We start from the raw sequence: 22675 nt of genomic DNA, 5'->3' as shown, positions 1-22675 counted from the left end.
TAGCGTTGCGGGTTGTGAGCAGCCGCGCGCCCCGCAGCTACCCGTACACCCCCGACCCCGGCGACCTGCCCCTGCTGCGGGGTGAGGCGTGGGGCGGCCTGCTCGTCTCCCGCATCGTGGTCGGGGTCGCCTCGTGGCTCGTCCTCGGCGCGGTCGCCGCCGGTGTCCTCGCCCTGCTCGGGTGGTGGCAGCCGTGGGTGGCCGGACTCGTCCTGCTCGTCCTGCTCGCCGTGGCGGCTCGGGTCGCCGCGATGGTCCCGGCCCGCCCGCTGCCCGTGTGGTCAACGGCGCTGCTGCTGCTCGTGTGCGTGGGCGCGACCGTGTGGGCCGGCTCGACGCACTCCGAGCAGGTGCTGCCCCGCCGGGACTCCGGCTCCTACCTGCAGTCCGCGATCCAGCTGGCGGCCGGGCACGCCCGTCCCATCGACGTGCCGGCCCGGTCCGTCGGTGGTGCCGGCGTCCTGCGGCTGCCCGGCGTCACGCTGGCGAGCCCCGCCTTCTACTCCGTGGGGTCGCCGACCTCACCGACGATCCAGCCGCAGTTCCCGATCGGCCCCAGCGCCTGGTACTCCGTCGCCTGGTGGCTGGGCGGCGCGGACGCGGCGTTCTGGCTCGCGGCGGCGTTGTTCGGGGTGACCGTGCTCGCGGTCGGGCTGCTGGGCTCGCTGCTCGTCGGCCCGCGGTGGGGACCGCTCGCCGCGCTCGCCACCACCCTGCTCTTCCCGCTCCTGCACGTCGCGCGGTCGACCTACTCCGAGCCGGTCGCGCTGCCGGCCCTCGGCGCCGCGCTCGTGGCGCTCACCATGGCGGCGCGGTCGGGCACTGCGGGGGACGCAGCCGCGTCGCGACGTGCCGCCGTCGTCGCGGGCGTGCTGCTCGGTGGCAGCATCGTCGTGCGCGTGGACGCCCTGCGCGAGGTGGTCCTGCTCGTCGTCGTGGCCGCGCTCGCCGGCGCCCAGCGGCAGGTGTGGGCCCGGGCCCTCGTCGTGAGCGCGCTCGCCGCCTCGGCCGTCGCGTTCGGCCTGACGTGGCTGACGTCGTCCGAGTACCTCGGCAGCATCGCCGGCTCGCTCCTCCCGCTGGTCGCCCTGGCCATGGTCGTCGGGGTCGCGGGTGCCGTGCTCGTCGCCGGCGCGCGCCGCGGCTGGTCCCTCGGCACCCTCGTGACCGCGTGGCTGCCCCGGGCGCTGACCGGCGCCTTCCTGCTCGTCGGGGCCTTCCTCGCCTCGCGGCCCCTGTGGCAGACGGTGCGGCAGTCCGCCGCCGACCCCGGGTCACGGGTGGTCGCCGGCCTCCAGGCGCGCCAGGGGCTCCCCGTCGACGGGGGCCGCACCTACGCGGAGCAGTCGGTCGTCTGGATGTCGTGGTGGCTCGGGCCCGTGGCCCTGGTGCTGGCCCTGGTCGCCACCGCCGTCCTCGCCCACCGGGCCGCGTCGTCCTGGGTGGACGGGCGCGAGCTGCCGGCATGGACCGGTCCGGCCGTGGTGGGGGTGGGGTCCACGCTCCTCACCCTCTACCGGCCGGGCATCACCCCCGACCACCCGTGGGCCGACCGGCGCCTCGTGATCGCGCTCCCGACGGTCGTGCTGCTCACCGTGGCGTGCGCCGCGGTGGTGTCGCGGTGGTCCACCCGGCGCCTGCCGTATGCCGTGAACGTCGCCACCAGCCTGCTCGTGGCGGTGGCGCTCGTCGTCCCGGCGGCCCTGGCGACCTGGCCGCACCGCGACGAGCAGGTCGAGCAGGGGGAGCTGACCGCGGTCGACGCGGTGTGCTCGGCGATGCAGCCCGGCGACGTGGCGATCATGGTCGACTCCCGCGCGGCCAACGAGTGGCCGCAGGTGCTGCGCGGCTACTGCGGGGTGCCGGCCCTGTCGATGACGACCGCCCTGCGCCAGGACCCGCCACGGCTGCGCTCGACCCTGTCGCAGGTCGCGTCAGCGGTGCGGGCCCGCGGTGGCCGCCTGGTCCTCGTGGCCGCCGACGGCCCGAAGGCCCTCACGGACCTCGGGCTGACGACCGGGACCAAGGCGGTGGACACCACGGTCCGCGAGGACGCGCGGCTGCTGGAGCGCCGGCCCGACGACCTGGTCGACCTGCCGCTGCTGGTCTGGCTCGTCCGGCTCGACGGCTGAGCCCGCAGACGGCGACGGCCGCCCCCGCGGGTGCGGGGACGGCCGTCGGCCTCTCGGGCTCGCAGGTCAGCGCACGGTGCTCCGCGGGTCGAACTGCGGGCGGACCTGGTCCGCGCCCAGCCGCGACGTCCCCAGCCGGGAGGAGCCGACCTTGCCCGGCTTGGCCTGCAGGCTCCGTGCTGCCGCCGAGGTGGCCGGGTAGTACGGGTTGTCGTCCCAGGCGGTGTCCGGGCCCCAGACGGCGGTCTGGGTGCCGGCCGCGGTCGCCAGCGCGCCCCGCACCGCGTCGGACACGACGGCCGAGCCGCCGAAGGTGAGGACCTCGTCGGTGGTCGGGCGGTACAGGTTCGCCATGCTCGACACCGGCGCCGGGGTGCTGCCGGCCTGGACCAGCATCAGCGGCTCCCACATCGCGCTCATCAGCGCGCCACCGGTGAGGGCGTCGGGGAAGGTCATCCCGTTCGCGTAGCCCACCGTGAGCGCGTCCGCGAAGAACCGCTGGGCCACCTTGGCGCTGGTGTCGAACCGGTCCTTGCCGACGATTCGCTCACCGGCACGACCACCGAAGACCCCGACGGCCTTGGCGGCGTTCCCGCCGATGGCGTGGACGGTGCGGATGTTCGTGCGACCGTTGACGTAGCTCTTCACCGACGTGGGGACCGAGGTCTTGTTGGTGAGCAGGACCGGGCCGTAGAACTGCGTGGCGACAGGACCCGCCGACAGCGCGTCGGGGAAGTTCATCCCGTCGGCGAGCACGGCCGTCGTGCGCGGGCTGGTGCTGCCGGAGTACCCGTCGTCGAGGTTCCTTGCCACCGCGACGCTGGTCTCGAAGCGGTCGCGCCCGGCGAGGCGGACGACCTGGAACCCGTTGGCCTCCAACGTCTTCCGGACGGCGTCGGACACCGAACCGGTGCCGCCGACGATGAAGACGAACCGGCTGTTCGCCGTGGGCATGAGCCGCTTGAGCTCGGCCAGCACGCGGCTGTCCAGCGACGACTTGCCGGTGACAAGCAGCGGGTAGCCCGCGGCGCCGGAGAGCGGACCCGCGACGAGCGCGTCCGGGAACGACTCGGCGCTGGCGATGATCGCGCCGTCGGTGCCCGTCGGGTAGCCGTGCTGCGAGACGGCGATGCCGGTCGCGATGCGGTCGCGCCCACCGAGGCGCGTGTTGGCGGCCTTCGGGGTCTTCGCGCGCCACGAGGCGTTGGCGAAGTGGTGGGTGACGGTGGTCGTGTCCAGCGCGGTGCTGGCGACGACGGTGGCGTCGGTCCCGCCGACGAAGGAGTTGCCGGCCTTGTCCAGGACGTGCAGCACGCTGGCCGTGCAGCCGCCGGACGACGCCACGTACGCCAGCGACTTGCCGCTGGGGGCGAAGGCCGGACGCTGCGTTCCGGCGCAGTCCTCGCCGAGCTGGGCGACGGCGACTGCACCCTTGCCCTCGTCCACGAAGACGGCGGGTCCGTCGGTGCTGGTGCCGACGAACGCGAGCGTCCCGTCATTGGAGACCACCGGGTCGTGCGGGGCGAGGGAGGCGTAGCCGAGCGCCGTGGGTGCGGCGGACGGCCGGTTGTTGGCGGCGTTGCCCTGGCGCGGGAAGCCGGTGACGACGACGCCGAGGTCGGTGTTGCCGCCCGAGTCCTTCATGACCACGACGGTGCGGTTGCCCAGCGGTCCCACGGCGCCGGCGCCGGGGCTGGTCGCCTGGGTGGGGGTGAGCGCGTCGCTGGTGTTGCGGGCGACCCACTGCGCCCGGGCCTGGTACGACCCGGCGCTCCCGGTCGCCCCGACCGTGCTGTCGCCGTAGGGCGACCACAGGCTCGGGGTGGGCCGGCTGATCTGGGAGACCCGCTCCAGCGGCGTCGGAGAGATGGTCGTCGTGGTGAAGCCGCCCGCCGGGACGGTGAGCAGCTGGTCGCCGGCGGGACCCCAGGCGAGGTCCTTGGCGTTGAACCGCGAGGCGTACTGCACGGCGCTGCCGCCACGCGTGTAGGAGACGACCTCGGAGTTCTTGGCGTCGGCGTTGTCGACCAGCGCGAAGGAGATCTCCCCGTCGGTGCTGGTGGCCGGCGTCCACGGCAGCGCGACGCTGGTGATGTCCCAGATGCCGTCGGCCGCCTGGGCCGGGCCGCCGGTGGCGACGGTGAGCCCGAGGGCGGTGGTGAGGGCGACGACCGCCCCCGTGGTGGTGGCTGTCCTTCGACGCGACGACGGCGCGCACAGTCCAGTGGTCCTGGTCATGGTCTCCCCTGAAGATGCTGCCCCCCGTGGGCAGAGCGTGCTCATGCTAGGGGCGGCCACGAGAGGTTCGTGCCGTTGTGCGGCATTCCGCTAACGGCGGATCTCCGCCACCGAGGCGCCGGGCCCGTGCGGTCAGCCGCGGCGCGCGAAGGCGTCCGCGGCGAGCCGGCGCACGGCGGCATACGTGCCCCGGTCGGCGGCCACGATGATGCCGGGGGTCATGGCGGAGGGGGAGTAGGGCGTGCCGTCGGGGTGACCCACGGTGCCGCCGGCCTCGCGCACCATGAGCGAGCCGGGGGAGTGGTCCCAGGGGCTGTTGCGCGCATAGAGGATGTAGTCGGTCGCGCCCTCGATGAGGCGCGGGTAGTCCACGCCGCAGCAGACCCACGACCCGGTGAGGGCGGGCAGGTCGCCCAGGCTGTGCCCGCGCAGCGGCCAGATCGAGGTGACGCCGTGGGGGGCGACGTCGTCGGCGACCGGCTCGCGGGTGACGCGGCGGCCGTTGCGGTAGACGCCGGCGCCCTTCTCGGCGACCCAGCCGACCTCGTGCTCGGGCTGCCAGATCCAGCCGCGCACGGTCTCGCCGCCCTTGACCTCACTGACCATCACCGCGTGGTCGGGGGAGCCGTGGACGAAGTTCTTGGTGCCGTCGACCGGGTCGACGGTGAAGGCGTGGTCGGCTGCGACGAACCGGCTGATCGCCGTGGGGTCGGTGGCCGTCCGCTCCTCGCCGAGGACGAAGGCGTCCGGGTATGCCGCGGAGAGCTCGCGCGTGAGGATCGCCTCGGACTCCTGGTCGGCGACCGTGACGAGGTCGCCCGGGTTCTTCTCCATCACCTCGCCGTCGGCCAGCGACCGGAAGCGGGGGGTGATGACCTCGGCGGCCACGGTCTTGAGCAGGTCCAGCACCTCGTCGGTGTCCACGGACCCACCGTTCCACACCGCGCCGCGCCGCACGAACTCGGGGCGGGCCCCGGCCGGTAGGCTCGCGGACGAGATGAGCGAACCTACCCAGACCTTCCCGGTGCCCGAGAGCCCGGCGACCGAGGTCATCAGCACCGGCCTGTCCGACCCGTCGACGACGACCCCGGCCGCCCCGGCACACGGTGACGTGCCGGTGCACCCGGCCGACGCGGCATACCTGCCGGCCACGGAGGTGGCCACCCGCGCGCCCGGCGACGACGCGGCGAGGCCGTACGTCACCATCGTGCTGCCCTGCTACAACGAGGGCCGGCACGTCATGCGCGAGATCGAGCGGATCACCGCGGCGATGGACGTCAGCGAGCTGACGTACGAGCTGCTGTGCATCGATGACGCGTCGACCGACGACACCCTCGAGGTGCTGCACCGGGCGGCCGCCGAGTACCCCAACATCCGGGTGATGCCGTTCCGTCGCAACGGCGGCAGCGGGACGGCCCGGCGGATCGGCACCCAGCAGGCGTACGGCGAGATCGTGGTCTGGACCGACGCCGACATGACCTACGAGAACGAGCGCATCCCCGAGCTCGTGCGGATCCTGCGCGACGACCCGACCTACGACCAGGTCGTCGGCGCCCGCACCACCGAGGAGGGCACGCACAAGTGGGCCCGCGTCCCGGCGAAGTGGCTCATCCGCAAGATCGCGGAGAAGCTCACGAACCAGACGATCCCCGACCTGAACTCCGGCCTGCGCGCGTTCCGGCGCGAGGTGTCGCTGCCGTACCTGCGGCTGCTGCCGCCCGGGTTCAGCTGCGTCACGACGATCACCCTGGCGTTCCTGTCCAACCAGCACGACATCAAGTACGTGCCGACGAGCTACGCCAAGCGGGCGGGCGAGAGCAAGTTCCACTTCGTGCGCGACGCCTACCGCTACATCCTGCAGGTCCTGCGCATGGTCATGTACTTCGACCCGCTCAAGGTCCTCATGCCGCCGGCGCTGTGGATGCTGGTGATCGGCGTCGTCAAGGCCGTGGTCGACATGGTCCGGCACCCGTTCTACTTCCCGGCGAGCACCGTGCTGCTGATCGTCAGCGGCATCATGATCGGGTCGCTGGCGCTGCTGTCCGACCTGGTCGTGCGCTCGCGGGCGGGTGTGTGAGCACGGCGTCGCTCAAGGTCGCGGTCGTCGGTCCGACCCACCCGTACAAGGGCGGGGTCGCCGCCCACACGACGAGCCTCGCGCACGAGCTCGCTGACGCCGGGCACGACGTCACCCTGGTCTCGTGGTCGCACCTGTACCCCAGCCGGCTCTACCCCGGTGAGCAGGCTGTCCCCGGCGGCGCCCCCGACGTGGAGCCGTTCCCGCGCACCGTCCGCGCCCTGAGCTGGGCGCGCCCCGACACGTGGGTGCGCACCGGACGCCGGCTGCGCTCGTTCGACGTCGTGCTCGTCGTGCACGTCATCCCGGCCGTCGTCCCGGCACACCTGGCGCTGCTGCGCGCCGCCGGCGTCGGTCGCCGCCGGGCCCCCCGTGGTCCCGGCCGTGGTCCCGGGCACCCTCGCACCGTGGTGATCGCGCACAACGTCCTGCCGCACGAGCCCCACGTCGGCGACCGGGAGCTCATGCAGCAGTTCCTCGAGCGGGTCGACGCGGTGCTGGTGCACAGCGAGGACCAGGCCCGCCTGGCCCGCGAGCTGCACGCCCCGCACGTCAGCGTCGCCGAGCTGCCGCCGCACCTGCCCGGCGGCCCGCCCGTCGACCGGCCCGAGCACGACGGCCCGCCACGCCTGCTCGCCCTCGGGCTGGTGCGCGAGTACAAGGGCGTCGACCTCCTCCTCGAGGCGCTCGCCGAGGTCCCGGGCCCCACCCTCACCGTCGCCGGGGAGATGTGGGGCGCCGCCGGTGACCGGGTCAAGCAGCTCGCCGCCGACCCGCGGCTGCGCGGCCGGGTCGAGGTCCACGGCGGCTACGTGCCCGCCGAGCGGCTCGCGCCGCTGCTGGCCGGCCACGACGTCCTCACCCTGACCTACCGCAGCGCCACCGCGTCGCAGAACGCCCTGCTCGGCCAGCGGCACGGCCTGCCCGTGCTCGCCACCGACGTGGCCGGCTTCGGCCGCCAGGTGCGCGACGGGGTCGACGGGCTCGTCGTGCCCCCCAACGACCGCGAGGCCCTCGTCGGCGCGCTGCGCCGCCTCGCCGAGCCCGGGTATGCCGAGCAGCTCCGGTCGGCCGTGCGGCCGCCGGACCTGTCCGGGCCCTGGGCGCGCTACCTCGGTGCCATCGAGGCGCTCGCGAGCGTCGAGCCGGCAGCCGAGCCCGACTCCACGGACGAGGACGAGCCGCGCGAGACCGGCGCCGCCGCGGTCGCCGGCCGGCTCGGCCGACGGCTCGCGACCGGGGTCCGCGGGCTCGTGGCCGCAGCCCGGCCCGACGTCGAGGTCGGCCCCACCGACCTGCCCGACTGGATCCGCCCCTCCGACGTCCTCGCCGACGCCCAGGACGCCGACGACGCCAAGGCCTTCGCCCGCGCGCTCGGCCTGCCGCGGTGCTCCGACGGCATCGCCGCGTGGGCGGCCCTCGGCACACTCGCCGCGATCGTGCGCGTGCGCGACGACGGCCGGCGCAGCGCGGTCATCGTCGACGAGAGCGGCAGCCGCTCGCCCCTGTCCCGCTGGGCCCGGGCGATCGGCTTCGCGCCGGTGGAGCTCGAGCTCACCGGACCGCGCTCCAGCGTCGAGGTGCTCGACGTCGACACCGCCTCGCTCGACGTCATCGTGCGGCTCCACCCCGGCGGCTGCGACGCCGACGACGTCGACGAGGCCATGAGCCAGGCGTCGTGGGCGCTGCGCTCCGGCGGCCTGCTCTGCCTCACCCTGCCGATCGGCCACCCGGGCGCCGACGGGGCGCTCGGCCCGGCCGACGTCCGCGGTGTCCTGGCCCGCGCGCACGACCTCGGCTTCGTCCTCGTGGGCGACCTCGACGGCGACATCACCGAGCGCATGCGGCGAGCCAGCGGCACCTCGCGGCGCACCGACGCGGCATACAGCCTGCTGCGCCTGACCCTGAGGCGGCGCTGATGACGCGCGCCCGGGTGTTCACCGTCCTGCGGATCGCCCTCGCCCTGCTGGTGGTCGCGGCCGTCTCGCTCGCCGTCGCCCGCAACTGGGCCGAGGTGTCGGAGGACATCGACCGCATCGACGGCGGCACGTTCGCGCTCGCTGCCCTGCTCGTCTGCATCCCCCCGGTCCTGACCATGCTGGGGTGGCGGGTGCTGCTCGCCGACCTCGGCACCCCCCTGCACGTGGCGCCGGCCGGCGGCGTGTTCTTCGTCGGCCAGCTCGGCAAGTACCTGCCCGGCGCCGTCTGGAGCATCGTCGCGCAGGCCGAGATGGGCGCGCGGCTGGAGATCCCGCGGCGCCGCTCGGCCGTGGTCGCGTTCGTCAGCGTCGCACTCGCCGCGATCTGCGGGCTCATCGTCGGGCTCCCCGCGCTGCCGCTGCTCCTCGGCCTCGGCGGGGGAGCGGCGACCACCGGCTGGTTCCTCCTGCTCGTCGTGCCGCTGCTCGCCGTCGTGCTCTACCCGCGGCTGCTCAACTGGGGCATCGCCCTGGTGCTGCGCGTCCTGCGCCGCGAGCCGCTCGAGCACACCCTGTCCGGCCGCGCCGTCCTCACCTCCAGCGCCCTGTTCATCGGCGCGTGGGTCGCCTCCGGATCCCACGTCCTGGTGCTGGCGCGGGCCACGAGCAGCGGGTACGACGGCGGCAAGCTCCTGCTCGGGACCCTCAGCGGCTTCGCCCTGGCGTCCTCGCTCGCGATGTTCAGCGTCCTGCTGCCCGCGGGTGTCGGGGTCCGCGAGGGGCTGCTCGTGCTCATCCTCGGACCCGTCACCTCGACCTCGGCCGCGACGGCAGTGGTCGTGATCTCGCGGTTCCTCACCGTGATGGCCGACGTCCTCTTCGCACTCGTCGGCTGGGCGTACGCCCGCTCGCACCACCTGCTGACCTCGCGCGAGGAGCGGGTGGCGGAGCACGTCGTCGTGCCCGAGGACCGGGAACGATAGGTTGCGCCAATGACGACTCCAGACGAGGCCGCCGCCTCGGGCCAGGTCGCCGCGCCGCCCGGGGGACCCCTGCTCGCCGTCGCCAAGCGGGCCGCCGAGCACGTCCTGTGGGCGCGTGTCGCCGTCCAGCGCCGGGCAGAGGCCCGGCGCGGGTATGCCGCCAACCGCCCCGTCCCGCGGTCGGTCCCCCCGACCGCGGTCCTGCGGACCGCCGCCGACTGGGAGCGCGCCGTGGCCGAGGGCAGGCACCTGCGGCTGCCGCTGCACCGCGACGCCCCGAAGAACTGGGACGCCCTGGGTGCGGTGGGCGCCGTCCTCACCCTGGCCGACGACGGCTCGCGCACGGCGCGGGTCATGGACGCCGGGAGCGCGCGCTACTCGCCCGTCCTGCCGTGGCTGCGGCTCTACGGGCTGGGCGACGCCCCCGACTCGCTCCTCGGCATCAACCTCGAGTTCGGCGACGAGGTGCGCCGCGACGGCGTGGTGTTCCGGCACGGCGACGTCACCGCGACGGGCCTGCCGGACGGCTCGCTCGACGCCATCACCTGCATGTCCGTCATCGAGCACGGCGTGCCGCTGGAGGGCTTCCTGCGCGAGAGCGCGCGGGTGCTGCGTCCCGGCGGGGTGCTCTGCGTCTCGACCGACTACGACCAGGACCCGCCCGACACCACCGGCCGCACGGCATACGGCACGCCGGTGAAGATCTTCGGACCGGCGGACATCAGCGCCCTCGTCTCGATGGCCGACGCCGCCGGCCTCGAGCTGGTCGGCGACCTGTCGACGTCGGACGCGCTGTCGCACGCCGAGCGGCCCGTCCACTGGGACCGGGTCGACCTGGACTACACCTTCATCCTGCTGACCTTCCGCCGGCGCCAGGCCCGCTGACGCACGAGGGCCGCCCGCGGGTTGCGGGCGGCCCTCGTGTCGGTCGTGGTGCGGCTCTCGCGCCGGGTGGCGCGGGGCCGGCGTCACGCCGTGCCGGGCGGCGTCAGGCCGCGCCGGGCTCTTGGGTGTTGTCCTTCGGGTACTTGGTGATGAAGTCCATCACGGCCTTGCCGGACAGGTCGCCGCACATCTGGCGGTGACCGGCGTCGGAGGCCCAGTGCGACAGGGCGTACGGCGTGCCGGCCGGGAACGCGCCGCGGCTGGCGTCCCACTCGACCACCTTGAACTTGCCGGAGGCCTCGGGCTGCTTGTCCGCCTTGTCGGCGATCTCCTTGAGCAGCTTGGTGTCCTTCACCTTCGTGCCGTCGTACCAGAGGATCGTGTAGCCGTGCTCGAGGTTGTGCACCAGCACCTCGAGCGGCGGCCGGTCGGCGGCGGTGTAGAAGTCGCGGCCGCTGACGTCCGGGGTGGCGAAGTGGGGGCCGTGGCTCGGCGGGACCGTGTCGTACTTCACCGACGTCTCGTCCGGCTTGTTGGTGCCGGGGCCGACGTGCTCGCCGCTGCCGGTGTTCGGGTCGGTGGTGATCGGCTGGCACTTGGCGGCCGCGAGGGAGGCCCCGAGGTTCGGCAGCTGGCCCGCCTTGGCGTCGTTGACCGCGAACAGCACGACGCCACCGAGGGCGGCCAGCAGCACGAGGCAGCCGACGATGATCATCCCGGCGACCCTGCGCTCCTTGGCCTTCTGCTGCTGTTGGATCTCGGCCAGTCGGGCCTTGCGGTCCTGGCTCGCTCGCTTGTTGCTCACGGGTTCCTCGGGGAGTCGGGGGCGGTTCGCGCAGAGTCTACGGTCCCTGCCCGGTGGCCCGGTCGGAGTCCGGCGAGCTGCCGGGCGACCGGTGGTCTGTCGGGGCAACGCGCGAGAATGGCCGGGTGTCCCCGTCCGCCGAGTCGACCCGCGTGTGGCGGCCCGGTCGCCCGACGGCGGTCGGGCTCGTCGTGGCGGCGTTCCGCCGTGGCGCCGGCGACCCGACGTTCCAGTCCGACCGGGGCGACGGCTGGTGGCTGGGGCTGCCGACGCCTGCCGGTCCGGCGACGCTGCGGCTGGTGCAGCGCTCGGACCTCGCGGAGGTCCACGCCACGGCCTGGGGCCCCGGAGCAGCGTGGGCGCTCGAGCAGGTGCCGTCCCTGCTCGGGGCCGAGGACGACGACAGCGACTTCGTGGCGCACCACCCGCAGGTGGCACAGGCGCACCGGCGGTATGCCGCGTGGCACGTCCCGCGGTCGGGCCTGGTCCTGCACGCCCTCGTGCCTGCCGCCATCGAGCAGAAGGTGACCGGGCAGGAGGCGTTCGGCGGGTACCGCGTGCTCGTGCGGCGGTTCGGGTCGCGCGCGCCCGGGCCCGGGGCCGACCGGCGGCTGTGGGTCGCGCCGGACGCCGCGGGCTGGACGGCCATCCCGTCGTGGGAGTGGCTGCGGGCCTCGGTCGACGGCGCCCGGTCGGGCACGGCCGTGCGGGCCGCCAAGGTCGCCGGCCGGCTGGAGCAGGCCACCGCGATGACGACGACGGAGGCCTCGCGGCGGCTGCGGGCGGTGCCCGGCATCGGGGTGTGGACGGCGGCGGAGACGGCCCAGCGCGCGTTCGGTGACGCCGACGCGGTGAGCTTCGGCGACTACCACGTGGCCAAGAACGTCACGTGGGCGCTGACCGGCGAGGCGCTCGGCGACGAGGAGATGGCCGAGGTGCTCGAGCCGTACCGCGGGCACCGGTTCCGGGTGCAGCGCCTGCTCGAGCTGAGCGGCGCCATGCGTCCCCGGCGCGGGCCCCGGATGGCGCCCCGGACCCACCTGCCCAACCGCCAGCGCTGACGCGGCCCTCCCCCCGGGCCCTAGGGCGTGGGGAGGTGCAGGACCGCCTCGAGCCCGGTCGGCTCCGCGGGCTCGGGCACCTCGACGCCCTCGCCCCACAGGGCCGTCCGGAGCCGGCTGACGGCCACCCCGAGCTGGTAGCCCGAGTCGGCCTGGACGCGCAGGTGGCCGGGACCGACGTCGACGGCGGCGTCCGGGCAGCCGCGCAGCGCCACCCGCACGGCCCGGGCCACGCGCTCGGCCACGACCTCGGGGGCGACGGAGGCGATGCCGTCCTCGAGGGCGGCGGGGGAGCCCGGTGGGACGCCCAGCGCGGACCGCACCGCCTCGACCCGGCCGAGGCCGAACCAGTCCTCGCGACCCGTCCGGACCAGGGAGCGCGCGCCCGCCCCGACGACCTCGGTGGCCCAGCCGGAGCCGCGGACCACGGCGGCAGGGACGTGCGAGACCTTGCCCTTGACCAGGTCCGCGGCGGCGGCGAGCTCGTCGGCCACGGCCCGGCTCGTCACGCTCAGGGCGGCGCCGTCGGCGTCCGCCGCACCGCGCAGGTCGTCGGTGACCTGCACCCCGGCGGAGCCGAGGGCGAAGTCGGTCTGGCCCACCCGCCACGGGCGGCCGGCGGTGTCGCTCACGACCACGCCGAGCCGGGTCAGCCCGGTGAGCACGAGCAGCCGCTCGCGCAGCCGCGCGGCCTCGGCGTCGGGGTCGTCGGGCAGGAGCAGCAGGCCGTCGACCCCGCCGGTGTTCGAGGCGTCGACCCCGGCCGCGGCCATGACGGGGCCGCTCGTGGCCTGCACGATCCGGGTCACGCGGTCGCCTGCCATCCGCTCGGCGACCACGCGCACGGTCTGGCCCACCACGGCGGCGGTCCGGTCGCGGGCGTCGGCCCAGAGGCCGAGCGACTTCGACACCACCTTGCTCGACACGACGACCACGTCGCCGTCCACGAGGTCCAGGGGCATCGCCGCGCAGGCGGCGACGAGGAGGCCGGCGAGGTCGTCGTCGGCACGGACCTCCGGGACCCCCTCGACCCCGACGACCTCGAGCCGCACCTCAGCGCGCCCGGAGCTCGAGCGCGAGGTCGAGGGCGGCGCCGGCGATGTCGGCTGCCGCCTCGCGGTCGGTCATGAGCAGGGGGCGCCCGAGCACGGTGGCCCGGGAGAGCTTCACCGCGTCGACGTCGTCGGGGGCGACGAGCCAGCCGTCGAGGAAGTCCTCGTACAGACCGGCCACCGCGCCCGCGGTGGACTCGACCCCGATGGCGGACAGGCAGGCGTCCGCGTGCCCGCGCACCGGCATACCGCCGATGAGCGGTGACACGCCCACGACCGGCGCACGGCTGCCGCGCAGGGCGTCGCGCACCCCGGGGACCCCGAGGACGATGCCGATGGAGACGACCGGGTTGCTCGGGGGCAGCAGGACGACGTCGGCCTCACGGATCGCCTCGAGCACGCCGGGCGCAGGCGTGGCCCGGTCCATGCCCACGGCGAGGAACTGCTCCGCCGGTACCCCGGCCTGCATCCGCACCCACCACTCCTGGAAGTGGACCGCGCGCCGCCCCTCGTCGTCCTCGACGACGACGTGGGTCTCGACGGGGGAGTCGGTCATGGGCAGCAGCGTGATCCCCTTGGCCGGCAGGCCCCACCGGTCGGCCAGGCGCGCGGTGACCTCCGACAGGGTCAGGCCCTGGCCGAGCCACTGGCTGCGGACCACGTGGGTGCCGAAGTCGAGGTCGCCGAGGGCGAACCACTGGGGCTCCGCGCCGTATGCCGCGAGCTCACCCTGGAGCCGGTGGCTCTCGTCCGCGCGGCCCCACCCCTGGCCCTCGTGGACGCCGCCGCCGAGGGTGTAGAGCAGCGTGTCGAGGTCGGGGCAGACCCGCAGGCCGAACAGCGTGATGTCGTCGCCGGTGTTGCCGACGACGGTCAGGGTCGCGTCCGCGAGGTCGGGGGTGCGGTCGAGGTGGTCGCGCAGCCCGCGCAGGAAGCGGGCGCCGCCGACGCCACCGGCCAGTGCCGTGATGCGCATGCCACGCAGTCTGTCAGTGCACCTCGACGGGCTGCTCACGAGGGCGGGAGAGAACCCCCATGGCTGCCACAGCAACCACACAGGGAGCGACTCCACGGTGGGGACATGGACAGGACCCTCGACCGGGGAAGGACCCAGCGATGACCCGCCGCACCCACCCGCTGACCACCGCACGACGGTGGACCACCGGGGCCATGCTCTCGGCCACCGCCATCAGCGCCGCGCTCGGCCTCCACCTCGCCGAGGACCACGGCAAGGCCACCGCGGCGGGCAGCAGCACCGGCAGCAGCTCCACGACCGGCTCGGCCTCGAGCTCCTCGACCCCGTCGTCGAGCACCTCGAGCTCGTCGACGACGTCGGCCGCGAAGGCCAAGGCCAAGGCCAAGGCCAAGGCCGCGGCGAAGGCGTCGACCTCGTCCTCGTCGTCGTCCTCGAGCAGCTTCGGCTCGGTCGGGTCGGTCGGCTCGGGGACCGGGTCCTCCCAGGCGACCTCGAGCGGGTCATGACCACCCGCCACGACGCCCGCGGCGCCTTCACCGCGGCCGCGACCTTCCGCGCCATCGGGACCACCCACCGCATCGTGGTGACCCGCCCGGAGGTCCTCGGCGACGCCATCGTCACCGCCCGCACCCACCTCGCCGAGCTCGACCGGGCGGCCTCGCGCTTCCGCGCCGACTCCGAGGTCAGCGCTCTCGCCCGCCGGGCCGAGCGCGGCCCCGCCACCGCGCTGGTGTCCGAGGTCCTGGCGGACGCCCTCGACGCCGCGCTCGCGGCCGCCCGGCTGACCGACGGCCTCGTCGACCCGACCGTGGGGGCGGCCGTCGTGGCCAGCGGCTACGACGACGACCTCGAGGTCGTGCGGGCGGGCGACCGCCCGCTGCGGACAGCCCACCCCCTGGCCGGCGCCTGGTGGCAGGTGCGGCTCGACCGCGAGCTGGGCCTGGTCGGCGTGCCGCAGGGTGTCCTGCTGGACCTGGGCGCCAGCGCCAAGGCGCACGCCGCGGACGTCATCGCCGCCAGGCTCGCCGCCGCCCTGCCCGGCGGGTTCCTCGTCGGGCTCGGCGGCGACATCGCCGTCTCCGGCGAGCTGCCGCCCGGCGGGTGGCAGATCGGCATCGAGGGCACGGCCGGCGAGGAGCGCCAGGTGGTGACCGGGACGGGGCAGGCGTTCGCCACCTCCTCGACCACCCGGCGCACCTGGACCCAGGGCGGCCAGCCCCGCCACCACATCGTCGACCCCCGCACCGGGCGCACCGCCTCCAGCCACTGGGAGCAGGTCACCTGCGCCGGCGCGACGGCTGTCGAGGCCAACGCGGCCTCCACCGCGGCCGTCGTCCTCGGGCCCGACGCGCCCGCCTGGCTGGCCCGGCACGGCATACCGGCCCGGCTCGACCGCGCCACGGACGGCGCCGTCACGACCACGCCCGGCTGGCCGGACCCGGCCCGCCACGACCTCACCGGGAGTGCGGCATGAACGAGCTGCTCTGGTACACCTCACGCGCCACCGGCGTCGTCAGCCTCGCGCTGCTGACCGCGGTGCTCGTCCTCGGGGCGCTCACCGCCGGCCGCCGCGCACCGCACCGCGTGTCGCCCGCCGTCGTGATGGGCCTGCACCGCTCGCTGGCCCTCGGGACGACGACGTTCCTGCTCGCGCACATCGCGACTGCCGTGGGGGAGACCTACGTCAACATCGACCTCGTCTCGGCGTTCCTGCCGTTCACCTCCGGCTACGAGCCGCTGTGGGTCGGGTTCGGGACCATCGCGTTCGACCTCGTCCTCGCGCTCGTCGTCACCTCCCTGCTGCGCCACCGCCTGCCGGAGCGGCTCTGGAAGGCGGTGCACGTCCTCGCCTTCGCGCTGTGGCCCTCCGCCGTCGTCCACGGCTGGGCGATGGGCACGGCCAACCAGCCCCTGCTGCGGGGAGCCACCCTCGCCTGCGCCGCCATCGGGCTCGCCGCCCTCGGGTGGCGCGTCGTCAGCACCCACCACGACCGCGACCGCCGTCGTGCCGTCGCCCTCCAGGAGTGGTCATGAACCTTCTCGCCCAGCTCGACTCCGCCGGCCTGACCGGGCGCGGTGGATCCGCCTTCCCGACGGCCACCAAGATCCGCTCCGCGCACCAGCACCGCGCGTCGCTCATCGTCAACGCCTGTGACGGCGAGCTCGGGGCGGCCAAGGACGCCTTCGTCGTCGAGCACCACCTCGACGAGCTCGTCCGCGGCGCGCGTGCCGTCGCCGGCAAGCGGGTCCGCTTCGCCGCCCACCGCGACTCGGCCACGGCGGCGCGTCTGCACGCGGCCCGCCTGCCCGTGCTCGAGGTGCCCCACCGCTACGTCTCCTCCGAGGAGTCCTCGCTGATCTCCCTGGCCCAGGGCGGCCTCGCGAGGCCGATGACCAAGCGGGCGCCGTTCGTCGTCGGCGGCTCGGACTCCACCGGGCGCCGGATCGCGCCCACCGTGGTGCTCAACGCCGAGACCGTGTGGCGGGTCGCCCAGGTGCTCGAGCACGGGCCGGAGTGGTTCCGCCTGCACGGCACGGCCGCCGAGCCGGGCCCGCGCCTGGTGACCGTGAGCGGTGCCGTGAGCCGGCCGGGCGTGGTCGAGACCGCTGCCGGGGCCCGCCTGGCCGACCTCGTCGAGGCTGCCGGTGGCCCGCTGCCCGAGGGGCCCGTCGTCGTCGGCGGCCTCGGCGGGGTGCTGCTGTCCGCCGAGGAGGCCCGGACCCTGCGGTGGTCGCGGGAGGACCTGGCGGCGTACGGCACGAGCACCGGTCCCGGCGTGGTCCACGTGCTGGACCCGGCCGTGTGCCCGGTCGAGGAGGTCGCGCGGTGGCTGCGGTATGCCGCGGGCGAGAGCGCGGGGCAGTGCGGCCCGTGCATGTTCGGGGTGCCCGCGCTCGCCGAGGACTGGGAGCTGCTGGCCGGTGGAGCGGTGTCGCGCAGCTGGGACGCAGCCCTGGACCGGATCGGCCGACGGGCCGAGCTGCTGCAGGGGCGTGGGGCGTGCCGCTTCCCCGACGGGGTCGCGGGCTTCGCGACCTCGGCCGTGCGGGTGCTCGCCGAACACCTCGGGGAGCACGCGTCCGGCCGCTGCTCGACCACCTCGGGGGTGGCCGCATGAGCGCCGGGGCGAGCCCAGGGGTCGGCACGGCGCACGCCGGTGCCGCCGAGCTGAGGGTGGACCGGGTGGCCTGCAGCGGCCACGGGATCTGTGCGAGCCTGCTGCCCCGGACCGTCGAGCTCGACGAGTGGGGCTACCCGGTGCTCGCGCCCGGCGGCGGGCACGACGACCCGGCCGACGTCGAGGCCGCCGTGCGCCTGTGCCCCGCCCGCGCGCTCTACCTCATGGACCGCGGCTGAGGGCACCCGGGTCCGCCCACCTCCTCCGATCGGGCGGATATCAGAGTTCGGCTTGACGAACCACGTATGACACGCGTGTAATTCCAGTGTTGTGACGAACCGGTCACGACGACGGCGGCACCGGGTCGAGGAGGAAGCCGTGCAGGAACTTCAGTTGATCGCCCTCGACGGGGGCGACGAGGGTGAGCTGTCCTGGCAGGAGCGCTCGCTGTGCGCCCAGACGGACCCCGAGGCGTTCTTCCCCGAGAAGGGCGGGTCGACCCGCGAGGCCAAGAAGGTCTGCGTGGGGTGCGAGGTCCGGTCCGAGTGCCTCGAGTACGCGCTGGCCAACGACGAGCGGTTCGGCATCTGGGGTGGGCTGTCCGAGCGCGAGCGTCGCAAGCTCAAGAAGCGTGCGGTCTAGCCGCCCGCGCGGCGGCCCCCTCGTGACGAGCGCATGACGCTTGCCCCACCCCAGCACGGCCTGACCGACCCCCCGGGTGGGTCCCTCGCCGACGCCGTGGTCACCGCGGTGCTCGTGCTCCGGGGGCCGGCATCGGCCCTCGACCAGACCCTCGACTCCCTCGCGCGGCAGACCCGCCGCCCCGACCGCCTCGTCGTCGTCGACGCGGGCCTGGACGGCAACGCCGTCGAGCAGGTGCGAGCCCACGACGGCGTCGCCTCGGCCGTCCCCGACATCCTCTACGTCACCATCCCGCGCCTCCGCTCGGTGTCCGCCGCCGTCCGCACCGCCCTGGCGGAAACCTCCCACCGACCACTGACAGCCGGGACCGCGAACGGGTCCGACGACGTCGTGCGCCACGTCTGGGTGCTGACCTCGGACAGCGTCGCGGCCCCCATGGCCCTGGCCCGGCTGCTCGACGCGGTCCGACGCAGCCCCTCCGTCGGCGTGGCCGGTCCCAAGCTCCTCGACTGGGAGCGCCCCGGCGCGCTGCACTCGGTCGGCGTGCAGCTCACGCGCTCGGGACGGGTCATCCCGGCGCCCGCGCCCGGTGAGCCCGACCAGGGCCAGTACGACCGGCGCACCGACGTCCTGGCGGTCCCCTCGACCGGCATGCTCGTGGAGCAGGACCTCTTCGAGCACCTCGGTGGCCCCGACCGGGCACTCGGCGACTTCGGCGGCGACGTCGACCTCGCGTGGCGCGCCCACCAGTCCGGCCGCCGGGTCGTCGTCGTGCCGCGCGCCACCGTCCGCACGGGCGCCCCGGTCCTCGAGGGCGACGCCGCCCCGCCGCCCGACCTCCCCTCCCGACGCCGCCGCGAGGCCCGGCGGGTCGCGCTCGCCCGGTGCGCCACCTGGGCCGTGCCCTTCCTCGCCGCCTGGGTCGTCCTGACCAGCCTCGCCGCCGCCGCCGCGCTCCTGCTGGCCAAGCGCCCGCGCGCCGCCTGGACCGAGCTCTCGGACGTGGGGGCGGTGCTCACGCCCGGCCGCGTCCTCGGCGCCCGGTGGCGCTCGCGCGGCACCCGCCGCGTCCGGCGTCGCGACCTGCACGGGCTGTTCGTCCCGCCCCGGACGGTCCTGCGCCACACCACCGACCTCATCCACGACCAGGTCGGCGTCGACGACACCGACGACCCCCGCGTCGACGGGGCGGAGTCCGGCCCCGTCGCGGACGAGGCGCAGGACCTGCACGTCCTCGGCTCGACCTGGGCCTCCCGCGCCGCCCGGAACCCCGGCCTGCTCGCCGTGGTGCTCATGGCGGTCGTCGCCGTGGTCGGCACCCGCCACCTCGGCGGCAGCTGGGTCGACCGGCTCGGCTCGGGGATGAGCGGCGGCGAGCTGCTGGGGGTTCGCGCCACGTCGTCCTCGCTCCTGCACGCCTGGCTCGACGGGTGGCACGGTGCCGGTCTGGGTGGGTCCGGCGAGGTCGGCCCCCACCTCGTCGTGCTGGCCGGCCTGGCCTGGGTCGTCTCCCACGTGCCGTTCCTGTCCGCCCCGGACTCTCCCGCCGGTGCCGCCGTCGCGCTGCTCGTCACGCTCGCCCTCCCGCTGGCCACGACCGTTGCATACCTCGCCGGCCGGGTGGTCACCCACTCGCGCTGGCCGCGCGCCCTGGCCGCCCTCGTCTGGTCCACCACGTCGGTGCTGACGTCGGCCGTCGCCGGCGGCCGGCTCGGCGGCGTGGTCGCCGCCGTCCTCCTGCCGCTCGTGGCCGCCGGGGTCGTGCTGGCGGCCCGCCGCTCGGGCACCGCGACCGCGACGGCCGCCACGGTGCTGGCGGCCGCGGCGCTCGGCTCCTTCGCGCCGGCCCTGCTCGTGCCCGTGCTCGTGGCCGGCCTCGTGCTCCTCGTCGCCGGGCCCGGGGGCCGGCGCTGGCGCGGCCTGGCCCTCCTCGGCGGACCGCTCGCCCTCCTCGGACCCTTCGTGGGCGCCGTCCTCGACCGGCCCGCCCTGATCGTCACCGGCCCCGGCCTGGCCGTGTGGGGGACCGCCCAGGCCGCCCCGTGGCAGCTCGCGCTGCTCCACCCCGGCGGTCCCGGCTCGTTCCCGGTCCTGCTCTCCGCCCCCGTGGTCGCAGCCGGGCTGCTGGCCCAGCTGCGCGCCGGGCGCAGGGGAGCTGCCGCCGGCGCCGTCGCGCTGCTCGGCCTCGCCGGGCTCTCGTATGCCGTCGTGGCGCCCCGCCTCGTCGTCGGCACCGTCCCCGACGGCCTGCCGCACGCCGGGCAGCCCGTCACCGTGTGGGCCGGGACCGGCCTGCTGCTGTGGGCCCTCGGCCTGGTGGCAGCCGCACTCCTGGGGGCCGACGGCCTGCCCGTGAGCCGCGCCCGGGGCGGGTGGCTCGCGCTGCTGCGCTGGCCGGTCGGGGTCGCACTCGTCGCGGGCGTCCTGCTCAGCGCGGGGTGGACCACGTGGCGCACCGTCGGGTCCACGCTGGGGGCCTGGTCCGACCCGCGCCCGGCCGTCGCCGTCGACCAGGCCGAGAGCGGCATCTCCAACCGCATGGTCCTCATCGCGCCCGCGGGCGACGGCCTGTCCTACCGGCTCGTCGGTCGCGAGCCCGGCGACGTCGCCCGCTCCCTGCCGGTGCCGACCGAGCGCCCGGACACCCGGGCCCTGTCCATCGCAGTCACGACCCTCTTCCAGGAGGGGGACGCACCCACGACGAGCCCCACGGCGACCCTGTCGGACCTCGCCGTCGGCTTCGTCGGGCTGCAGGCCGACTCCGACGACCCGCGGGTGCGCGCGCTCGACGCGACCGCGGGCCTGAGCCGCCTCGGCGAGCACGACGGCACGATCTTCTGGCGGGTGCTGCCCGGTGGCGGTTCGGCGGCCGACGACAGCCTCGCCCCCGCCCGCGCACGGCTGGTCACGAAGTCCTCCGAGCAGGTGGTCCCCACCGCCGGCGACCACGCGCGACTCGACGCGCAGGTCGTGGCCCCGCAGGGGACGACCCTCGTGCTGGCCGAGCCGCAGGCGTGGACCCGGCACGCCCGGGTCACCAGCGACGGGCAGGTGCTGGCGCCGGTCGGCGACGCCGCGGCATACAAGGTCCCGGCCGGCTCGCACCGGCTCGAGGTGACAGTCCTGCCCAGCGACACGTACTGGCGCTACCTGCAGGGCCTGGCCCTGCTCGTGGCGGCGTTCCTGGCCATCCCGTTCGGCAACCGCGCGTCCCGGAGGCGTCGATGACCGTCCCCGTCGCCGCCCTCGTCCGCACCGCCCTCGTCGCCGCAGCCGGCGCCGGGGTCGTCCTGGCCGCCACCCAGCACGACGGCGCGTTCGCCATCGGCTCCGCCGCCCGCGCCACCCCACCCGCACCGGCCAGCGCCGCGGTGCGCGATGCCTCGTTGCTGTGTCCCGGACCGGAGCTGCGGGGCGTACCCGGCCTCGATGACGAGTCCGTCCCCGTCGGGGTGGCCGCGGTGACCGCTCCGGACCGCGTGCTCGGCAGCACGCGGCCGCTGGGGACCGGGGGCCGGGTCACGCTGCGCACGATGCCCGGGGGCGCAGCCCAGGGGTCGCCGGCGACCCAGCGCGGGGGGAGCACCTCCACCACCGTGGGCGCCTCCGCGGGCGTGCAGGTCCGCGCCACCCAGGACCTCGCCCCAGGCCTCGCCGCCGCGCAGTCGTGGCTGGAGCCGTCCGGTGACCGCCGCGCCCTGTCGGTGACGGCCTGCGGCGACCCCGGCTCGGACCTGTGGCTGCTCGCCGGCGGTGGCGCGCCCGGCCGCCAGGAGCGGCTCGTGCTCACCAACCCCGGCGGCAACCCCGTCTCCGTGGACGTCACCCTGCACGGCGCCAAGGGACCCGTCGCCTCGCCCGGTGGCTCCGGCCTCGTGGTGCCCGCGCACGGGCGCACCGCCTTCCTGCTCGACTCGATCTCCTCCGACCTGGCCAACCCGGCGGTCCACGTCGTCGCCCACGGCGGCGTCGTCGGCGCCGTCGTGGCGGACACCTGGCTCGACGGCACCCGCCCCGCCGGCTCGGACGACGCGGTGCCGAGCGCGTCGCCGTCCCGCGAGCAGGTCGTCCCCGCCGTGTCGGTCAACGGGCACGCCACCCTGCGCGTGGTCGTCCCCGGCCGCGACGAGGCCGTCGTCCAGGCCCGCGTGCTCACGAGCAACGGACCCCGAGCCCTGCCCGCCGGCGGCGTCGTCCGCGTCGACGGCGGCGCGGTCCACGACATCGACCTGTCGGGGCTCCCGGGCGGGTCGTTCGCCCTGCAGGTGCGCGCCGACCACCCGGTCGTCGCGGCCGCCATGGTGGTCCGCGACGGCCCCGGCAAGCCGGGCGACCTCGCGTGGACCTCGTCCACGCCCGCCATCGCCGGGGTGGCCGGTATGCCGCTCACGAAGCCGGCAGGGACGCCGGACGGCTTCGCCCTGCGCCGCACCCTGCTGCTGACCGCCACGGGCGCGCCCGCCGGGGTCGAGGTCGTCACCGTCGACGCGTCCGGCGCCGCCTCGTCCAACCGTGTGTCGGTCGCCGCCGACAGCACCACCACGGTTGACGTCTCGGCGGCGTCGTCGGTGTGGGTGCACCGGGTCTCGGGCTCGGGCGCCCTGCGCGCCGGGGTCGTCTCGTGGGGCAACGACTCGTCCGGGACGCTCATCTCGAGCACGCCGCTGCGGGACACGACCCTGCGCTCGACGACCGTGGCCGTGCGCGAGGCCCCCCAGGGCTGACCGGCAGGCGCCGTGGCCGGGACGGTGCCCGCTGCCACGATGGTGCCCGCGGTCGGCTGCCG

General features: G+C 75.7%; 19 protein-coding genes. 14 read left to right on the top strand and 5 right to left on the bottom strand.

The window, feature by feature from the left end:
• The first annotated feature begins 14 nt into the window (after window positions 1-14).
• The gene (locus J2X64_RS03200) at window positions 15-2132 is read left to right on the top strand and encodes a hypothetical protein (RefSeq protein WP_310149496.1); all 2118 of its coding nucleotides are present in this window, start codon (window positions 15-17) and stop codon (window positions 2130-2132) included.
• A 66-nt stretch (window positions 2133-2198) separates the two neighbouring features.
• Here the strand turns inward: J2X64_RS03200 and J2X64_RS03195 are convergent, their stop codons facing one another.
• Window positions 2199-4370, bottom strand: a complete 2172-nt coding sequence (locus J2X64_RS03195; RefSeq protein WP_310149493.1) for a cell wall-binding repeat-containing protein — start codon at window positions 4368-4370, stop codon at window positions 2199-2201.
• A 132-nt stretch (window positions 4371-4502) separates the two neighbouring features.
• The gene (locus tag J2X64_RS03190) at window positions 4503-5294 is read right to left on the bottom strand and encodes an inositol monophosphatase (RefSeq protein ID WP_310149490.1); all 792 of its coding nucleotides are present in this window, start codon (window positions 5292-5294) and stop codon (window positions 4503-4505) included.
• 73 nt (window positions 5295-5367) lie between these two features.
• On the opposite strand from J2X64_RS03190, the gene J2X64_RS03185 reads away from it, so the two are divergent.
• Genes J2X64_RS03185 through J2X64_RS03170 form a run of 4 tightly spaced genes read left to right on the top strand, consistent with a single transcriptional unit; the run spans window position 5368 to window position 10234 of the window.
• Window positions 5368-6447: a glycosyltransferase family 2 protein gene (locus tag J2X64_RS03185; RefSeq protein WP_310149487.1), complete on the top strand. Its 1080-nt coding sequence runs from the start codon at window positions 5368-5370 to the stop codon at window positions 6445-6447.
• The gene (locus J2X64_RS03180) at window positions 6444-8366 is read left to right on the top strand and encodes a glycosyltransferase family 4 protein (protein ID WP_310149484.1); all 1923 of its coding nucleotides are present in this window, start codon (window positions 6444-6446) and stop codon (window positions 8364-8366) included. The genes J2X64_RS03185 and J2X64_RS03180 overlap by 4 nt, the downstream gene beginning before the upstream one ends.
• Entirely contained in the window at window positions 8366-9349 is a 984-nt protein-coding gene (locus J2X64_RS03175) for a lysylphosphatidylglycerol synthase domain-containing protein (RefSeq protein WP_310149482.1), read from the top strand. The genes J2X64_RS03180 and J2X64_RS03175 overlap by 1 nt, the downstream gene beginning before the upstream one ends.
• A 9-nt stretch (window positions 9350-9358) precedes the next feature.
• Window positions 9359-10234 (top strand): class I SAM-dependent methyltransferase, encoded by an 876-nt coding sequence (locus J2X64_RS03170; protein WP_310149478.1) that lies wholly within the window; start codon window positions 9359-9361, stop codon window positions 10232-10234.
• A gap of 103 nt (window positions 10235-10337) precedes the next feature.
• On the opposite strand, the gene J2X64_RS03165 is transcribed toward J2X64_RS03170, so the two are convergent.
• On the bottom strand, window positions 10338-11039 hold the full coding sequence (locus J2X64_RS03165; protein ID WP_310149476.1) for a DUF3105 domain-containing protein: 702 nt from the start codon (window positions 11037-11039) through the stop codon (window positions 10338-10340).
• Window positions 11040-11164: 125 nt separating this feature from the next.
• Here J2X64_RS03165 and J2X64_RS03160 point away from each other — a divergent pair, with 125 nt between their 5' ends.
• On the top strand, window positions 11165-12100 hold the full coding sequence (locus J2X64_RS03160; RefSeq protein WP_310149473.1) for a DNA-3-methyladenine glycosylase 2 family protein: 936 nt from the start codon (window positions 11165-11167) through the stop codon (window positions 12098-12100).
• A 20-nt stretch (window positions 12101-12120) separates the two neighbouring features.
• On the opposite strand, the gene J2X64_RS03155 is transcribed toward J2X64_RS03160, so the two are convergent.
• Window positions 12121-13152, bottom strand: coding sequence for a coenzyme F420-0:L-glutamate ligase (locus tag J2X64_RS03155; RefSeq protein WP_310149470.1), 1032 nt, complete (start codon window positions 13150-13152; stop codon window positions 12121-12123).
• A gap of 1 nt (window position 13153) precedes the next feature.
• Window positions 13154-14128 (bottom strand): 2-phospho-L-lactate transferase, encoded by a 975-nt coding sequence (cofD, locus tag J2X64_RS03150; protein ID WP_310149467.1) that lies wholly within the window; start codon window positions 14126-14128, stop codon window positions 13154-13156.
• 140 nt (window positions 14129-14268) lie between these two features.
• Here cofD and J2X64_RS03145 point away from each other — a divergent pair, with 140 nt between their 5' ends.
• The 8 genes from J2X64_RS03145 to J2X64_RS03110 all read left to right on the top strand — a co-directional run bounded on the left by J2X64_RS03145 (window position 14269) and on the right by J2X64_RS03110 (window position 22613).
• Entirely contained in the window at window positions 14269-14634 is a 366-nt protein-coding gene (locus J2X64_RS03145; RefSeq protein ID WP_310149464.1) for a hypothetical protein, read from the top strand.
• Window positions 14631-15602 carry an FAD:protein FMN transferase gene (locus J2X64_RS03140; RefSeq protein ID WP_310149462.1) on the top strand — a complete coding sequence of 324 codons (972 nt, stop codon included), beginning with the start codon at window positions 14631-14633 and terminating at the stop codon, window positions 15600-15602. The genes J2X64_RS03145 and J2X64_RS03140 overlap by 4 nt, the downstream gene beginning before the upstream one ends.
• The gene (locus tag J2X64_RS03135) at window positions 15599-16162 is read left to right on the top strand and encodes a ferric reductase-like transmembrane domain-containing protein (RefSeq protein ID WP_310149460.1); all 564 of its coding nucleotides are present in this window, start codon (window positions 15599-15601) and stop codon (window positions 16160-16162) included. The genes J2X64_RS03140 and J2X64_RS03135 overlap by 4 nt, the downstream gene beginning before the upstream one ends.
• Entirely contained in the window at window positions 16159-17247 is a 1089-nt protein-coding gene (locus J2X64_RS03130; RefSeq protein ID WP_310149457.1) for an NADH-ubiquinone oxidoreductase-F iron-sulfur binding region domain-containing protein, read from the top strand. Before J2X64_RS03135 ends, J2X64_RS03130 begins: the two co-directional genes overlap by 4 nt.
• Window positions 17244-17486, top strand: coding sequence for a ferredoxin (locus J2X64_RS03125; protein ID WP_310149455.1), 243 nt, complete (start codon window positions 17244-17246; stop codon window positions 17484-17486). The genes J2X64_RS03130 and J2X64_RS03125 overlap by 4 nt, the downstream gene beginning before the upstream one ends.
• A gap of 139 nt (window positions 17487-17625) precedes the next feature.
• Window positions 17626-17889 (top strand): WhiB family transcriptional regulator, encoded by a 264-nt coding sequence (locus J2X64_RS03120; protein WP_310149452.1) that lies wholly within the window; start codon window positions 17626-17628, stop codon window positions 17887-17889.
• 33 nt (window positions 17890-17922) lie between these two features.
• Window positions 17923-21117 carry a glycosyltransferase gene (locus J2X64_RS03115; RefSeq protein WP_310149450.1) on the top strand — a complete coding sequence of 1065 codons (3195 nt, stop codon included), beginning with the start codon at window positions 17923-17925 and terminating at the stop codon, window positions 21115-21117.
• A complete protein-coding gene (locus J2X64_RS03110) occupies window positions 21114-22613 on the top strand; it encodes a DUF5719 family protein (RefSeq protein WP_310149447.1) in 1500 nt (499 codons plus the stop codon). The genes J2X64_RS03115 and J2X64_RS03110 overlap by 4 nt, the downstream gene beginning before the upstream one ends.
• Window positions 22614-22675 lie beyond the last annotated feature (62 nt).

The sequence above is a fragment of the Phycicoccus sp. 3266 genome (assembly GCF_031456495.1).
Taxonomy (GTDB): domain Bacteria; phylum Actinomycetota; class Actinomycetes; order Actinomycetales; family Dermatophilaceae; genus Pedococcus.
The sequence above is the reverse complement of the archived record's forward strand: the minus strand, read 5'-3'. Positions and strand labels throughout refer to the sequence as shown.

Excerpts from the sequence above, each read along its gene's own strand:
- J2X64_RS03195 (WP_310149493.1), bottom strand. The coding sequence starts at position 4,370 with ATGACCAGGACCACTGGACTGTGCGCGCCGTCGTCGCGTCGAAGGACA.
- J2X64_RS03185 (WP_310149487.1), top strand. The coding sequence starts at position 5,368 with ATGAGCGAACCTACCCAGACCTTCCCGGTGCCCGAGAGCCCGGCGACC.
- J2X64_RS03175 (WP_310149482.1), top strand. The coding sequence starts at position 8,366 with ATGACGCGCGCCCGGGTGTTCACCGTCCTGCGGATCGCCCTCGCCCTG.
- J2X64_RS03170 (WP_310149478.1), top strand. The coding sequence starts at position 9,359 with ATGACGACTCCAGACGAGGCCGCCGCCTCGGGCCAGGTCGCCGCGCCG.
- cofD (WP_310149467.1), bottom strand. The coding sequence starts at position 14,128 with ATGCGCATCACGGCACTGGCCGGTGGCGTCGGCGGCGCCCGCTTCCTG.
- J2X64_RS03145 (WP_310149464.1), top strand. The coding sequence starts at position 14,269 with ATGACCCGCCGCACCCACCCGCTGACCACCGCACGACGGTGGACCACC.
- J2X64_RS03140 (WP_310149462.1), top strand. The coding sequence starts at position 14,631 with ATGACCACCCGCCACGACGCCCGCGGCGCCTTCACCGCGGCCGCGACC.
- J2X64_RS03135 (WP_310149460.1), top strand. The coding sequence starts at position 15,599 with ATGAACGAGCTGCTCTGGTACACCTCACGCGCCACCGGCGTCGTCAGC.
- J2X64_RS03130 (WP_310149457.1), top strand. The coding sequence starts at position 16,159 with ATGAACCTTCTCGCCCAGCTCGACTCCGCCGGCCTGACCGGGCGCGGT.
- J2X64_RS03125 (WP_310149455.1), top strand. The coding sequence starts at position 17,244 with ATGAGCGCCGGGGCGAGCCCAGGGGTCGGCACGGCGCACGCCGGTGCC.
- J2X64_RS03115 (WP_310149450.1), top strand. The coding sequence starts at position 17,923 with ATGACGCTTGCCCCACCCCAGCACGGCCTGACCGACCCCCCGGGTGGG.
- J2X64_RS03110 (WP_310149447.1), top strand. The coding sequence starts at position 21,114 with ATGACCGTCCCCGTCGCCGCCCTCGTCCGCACCGCCCTCGTCGCCGCA.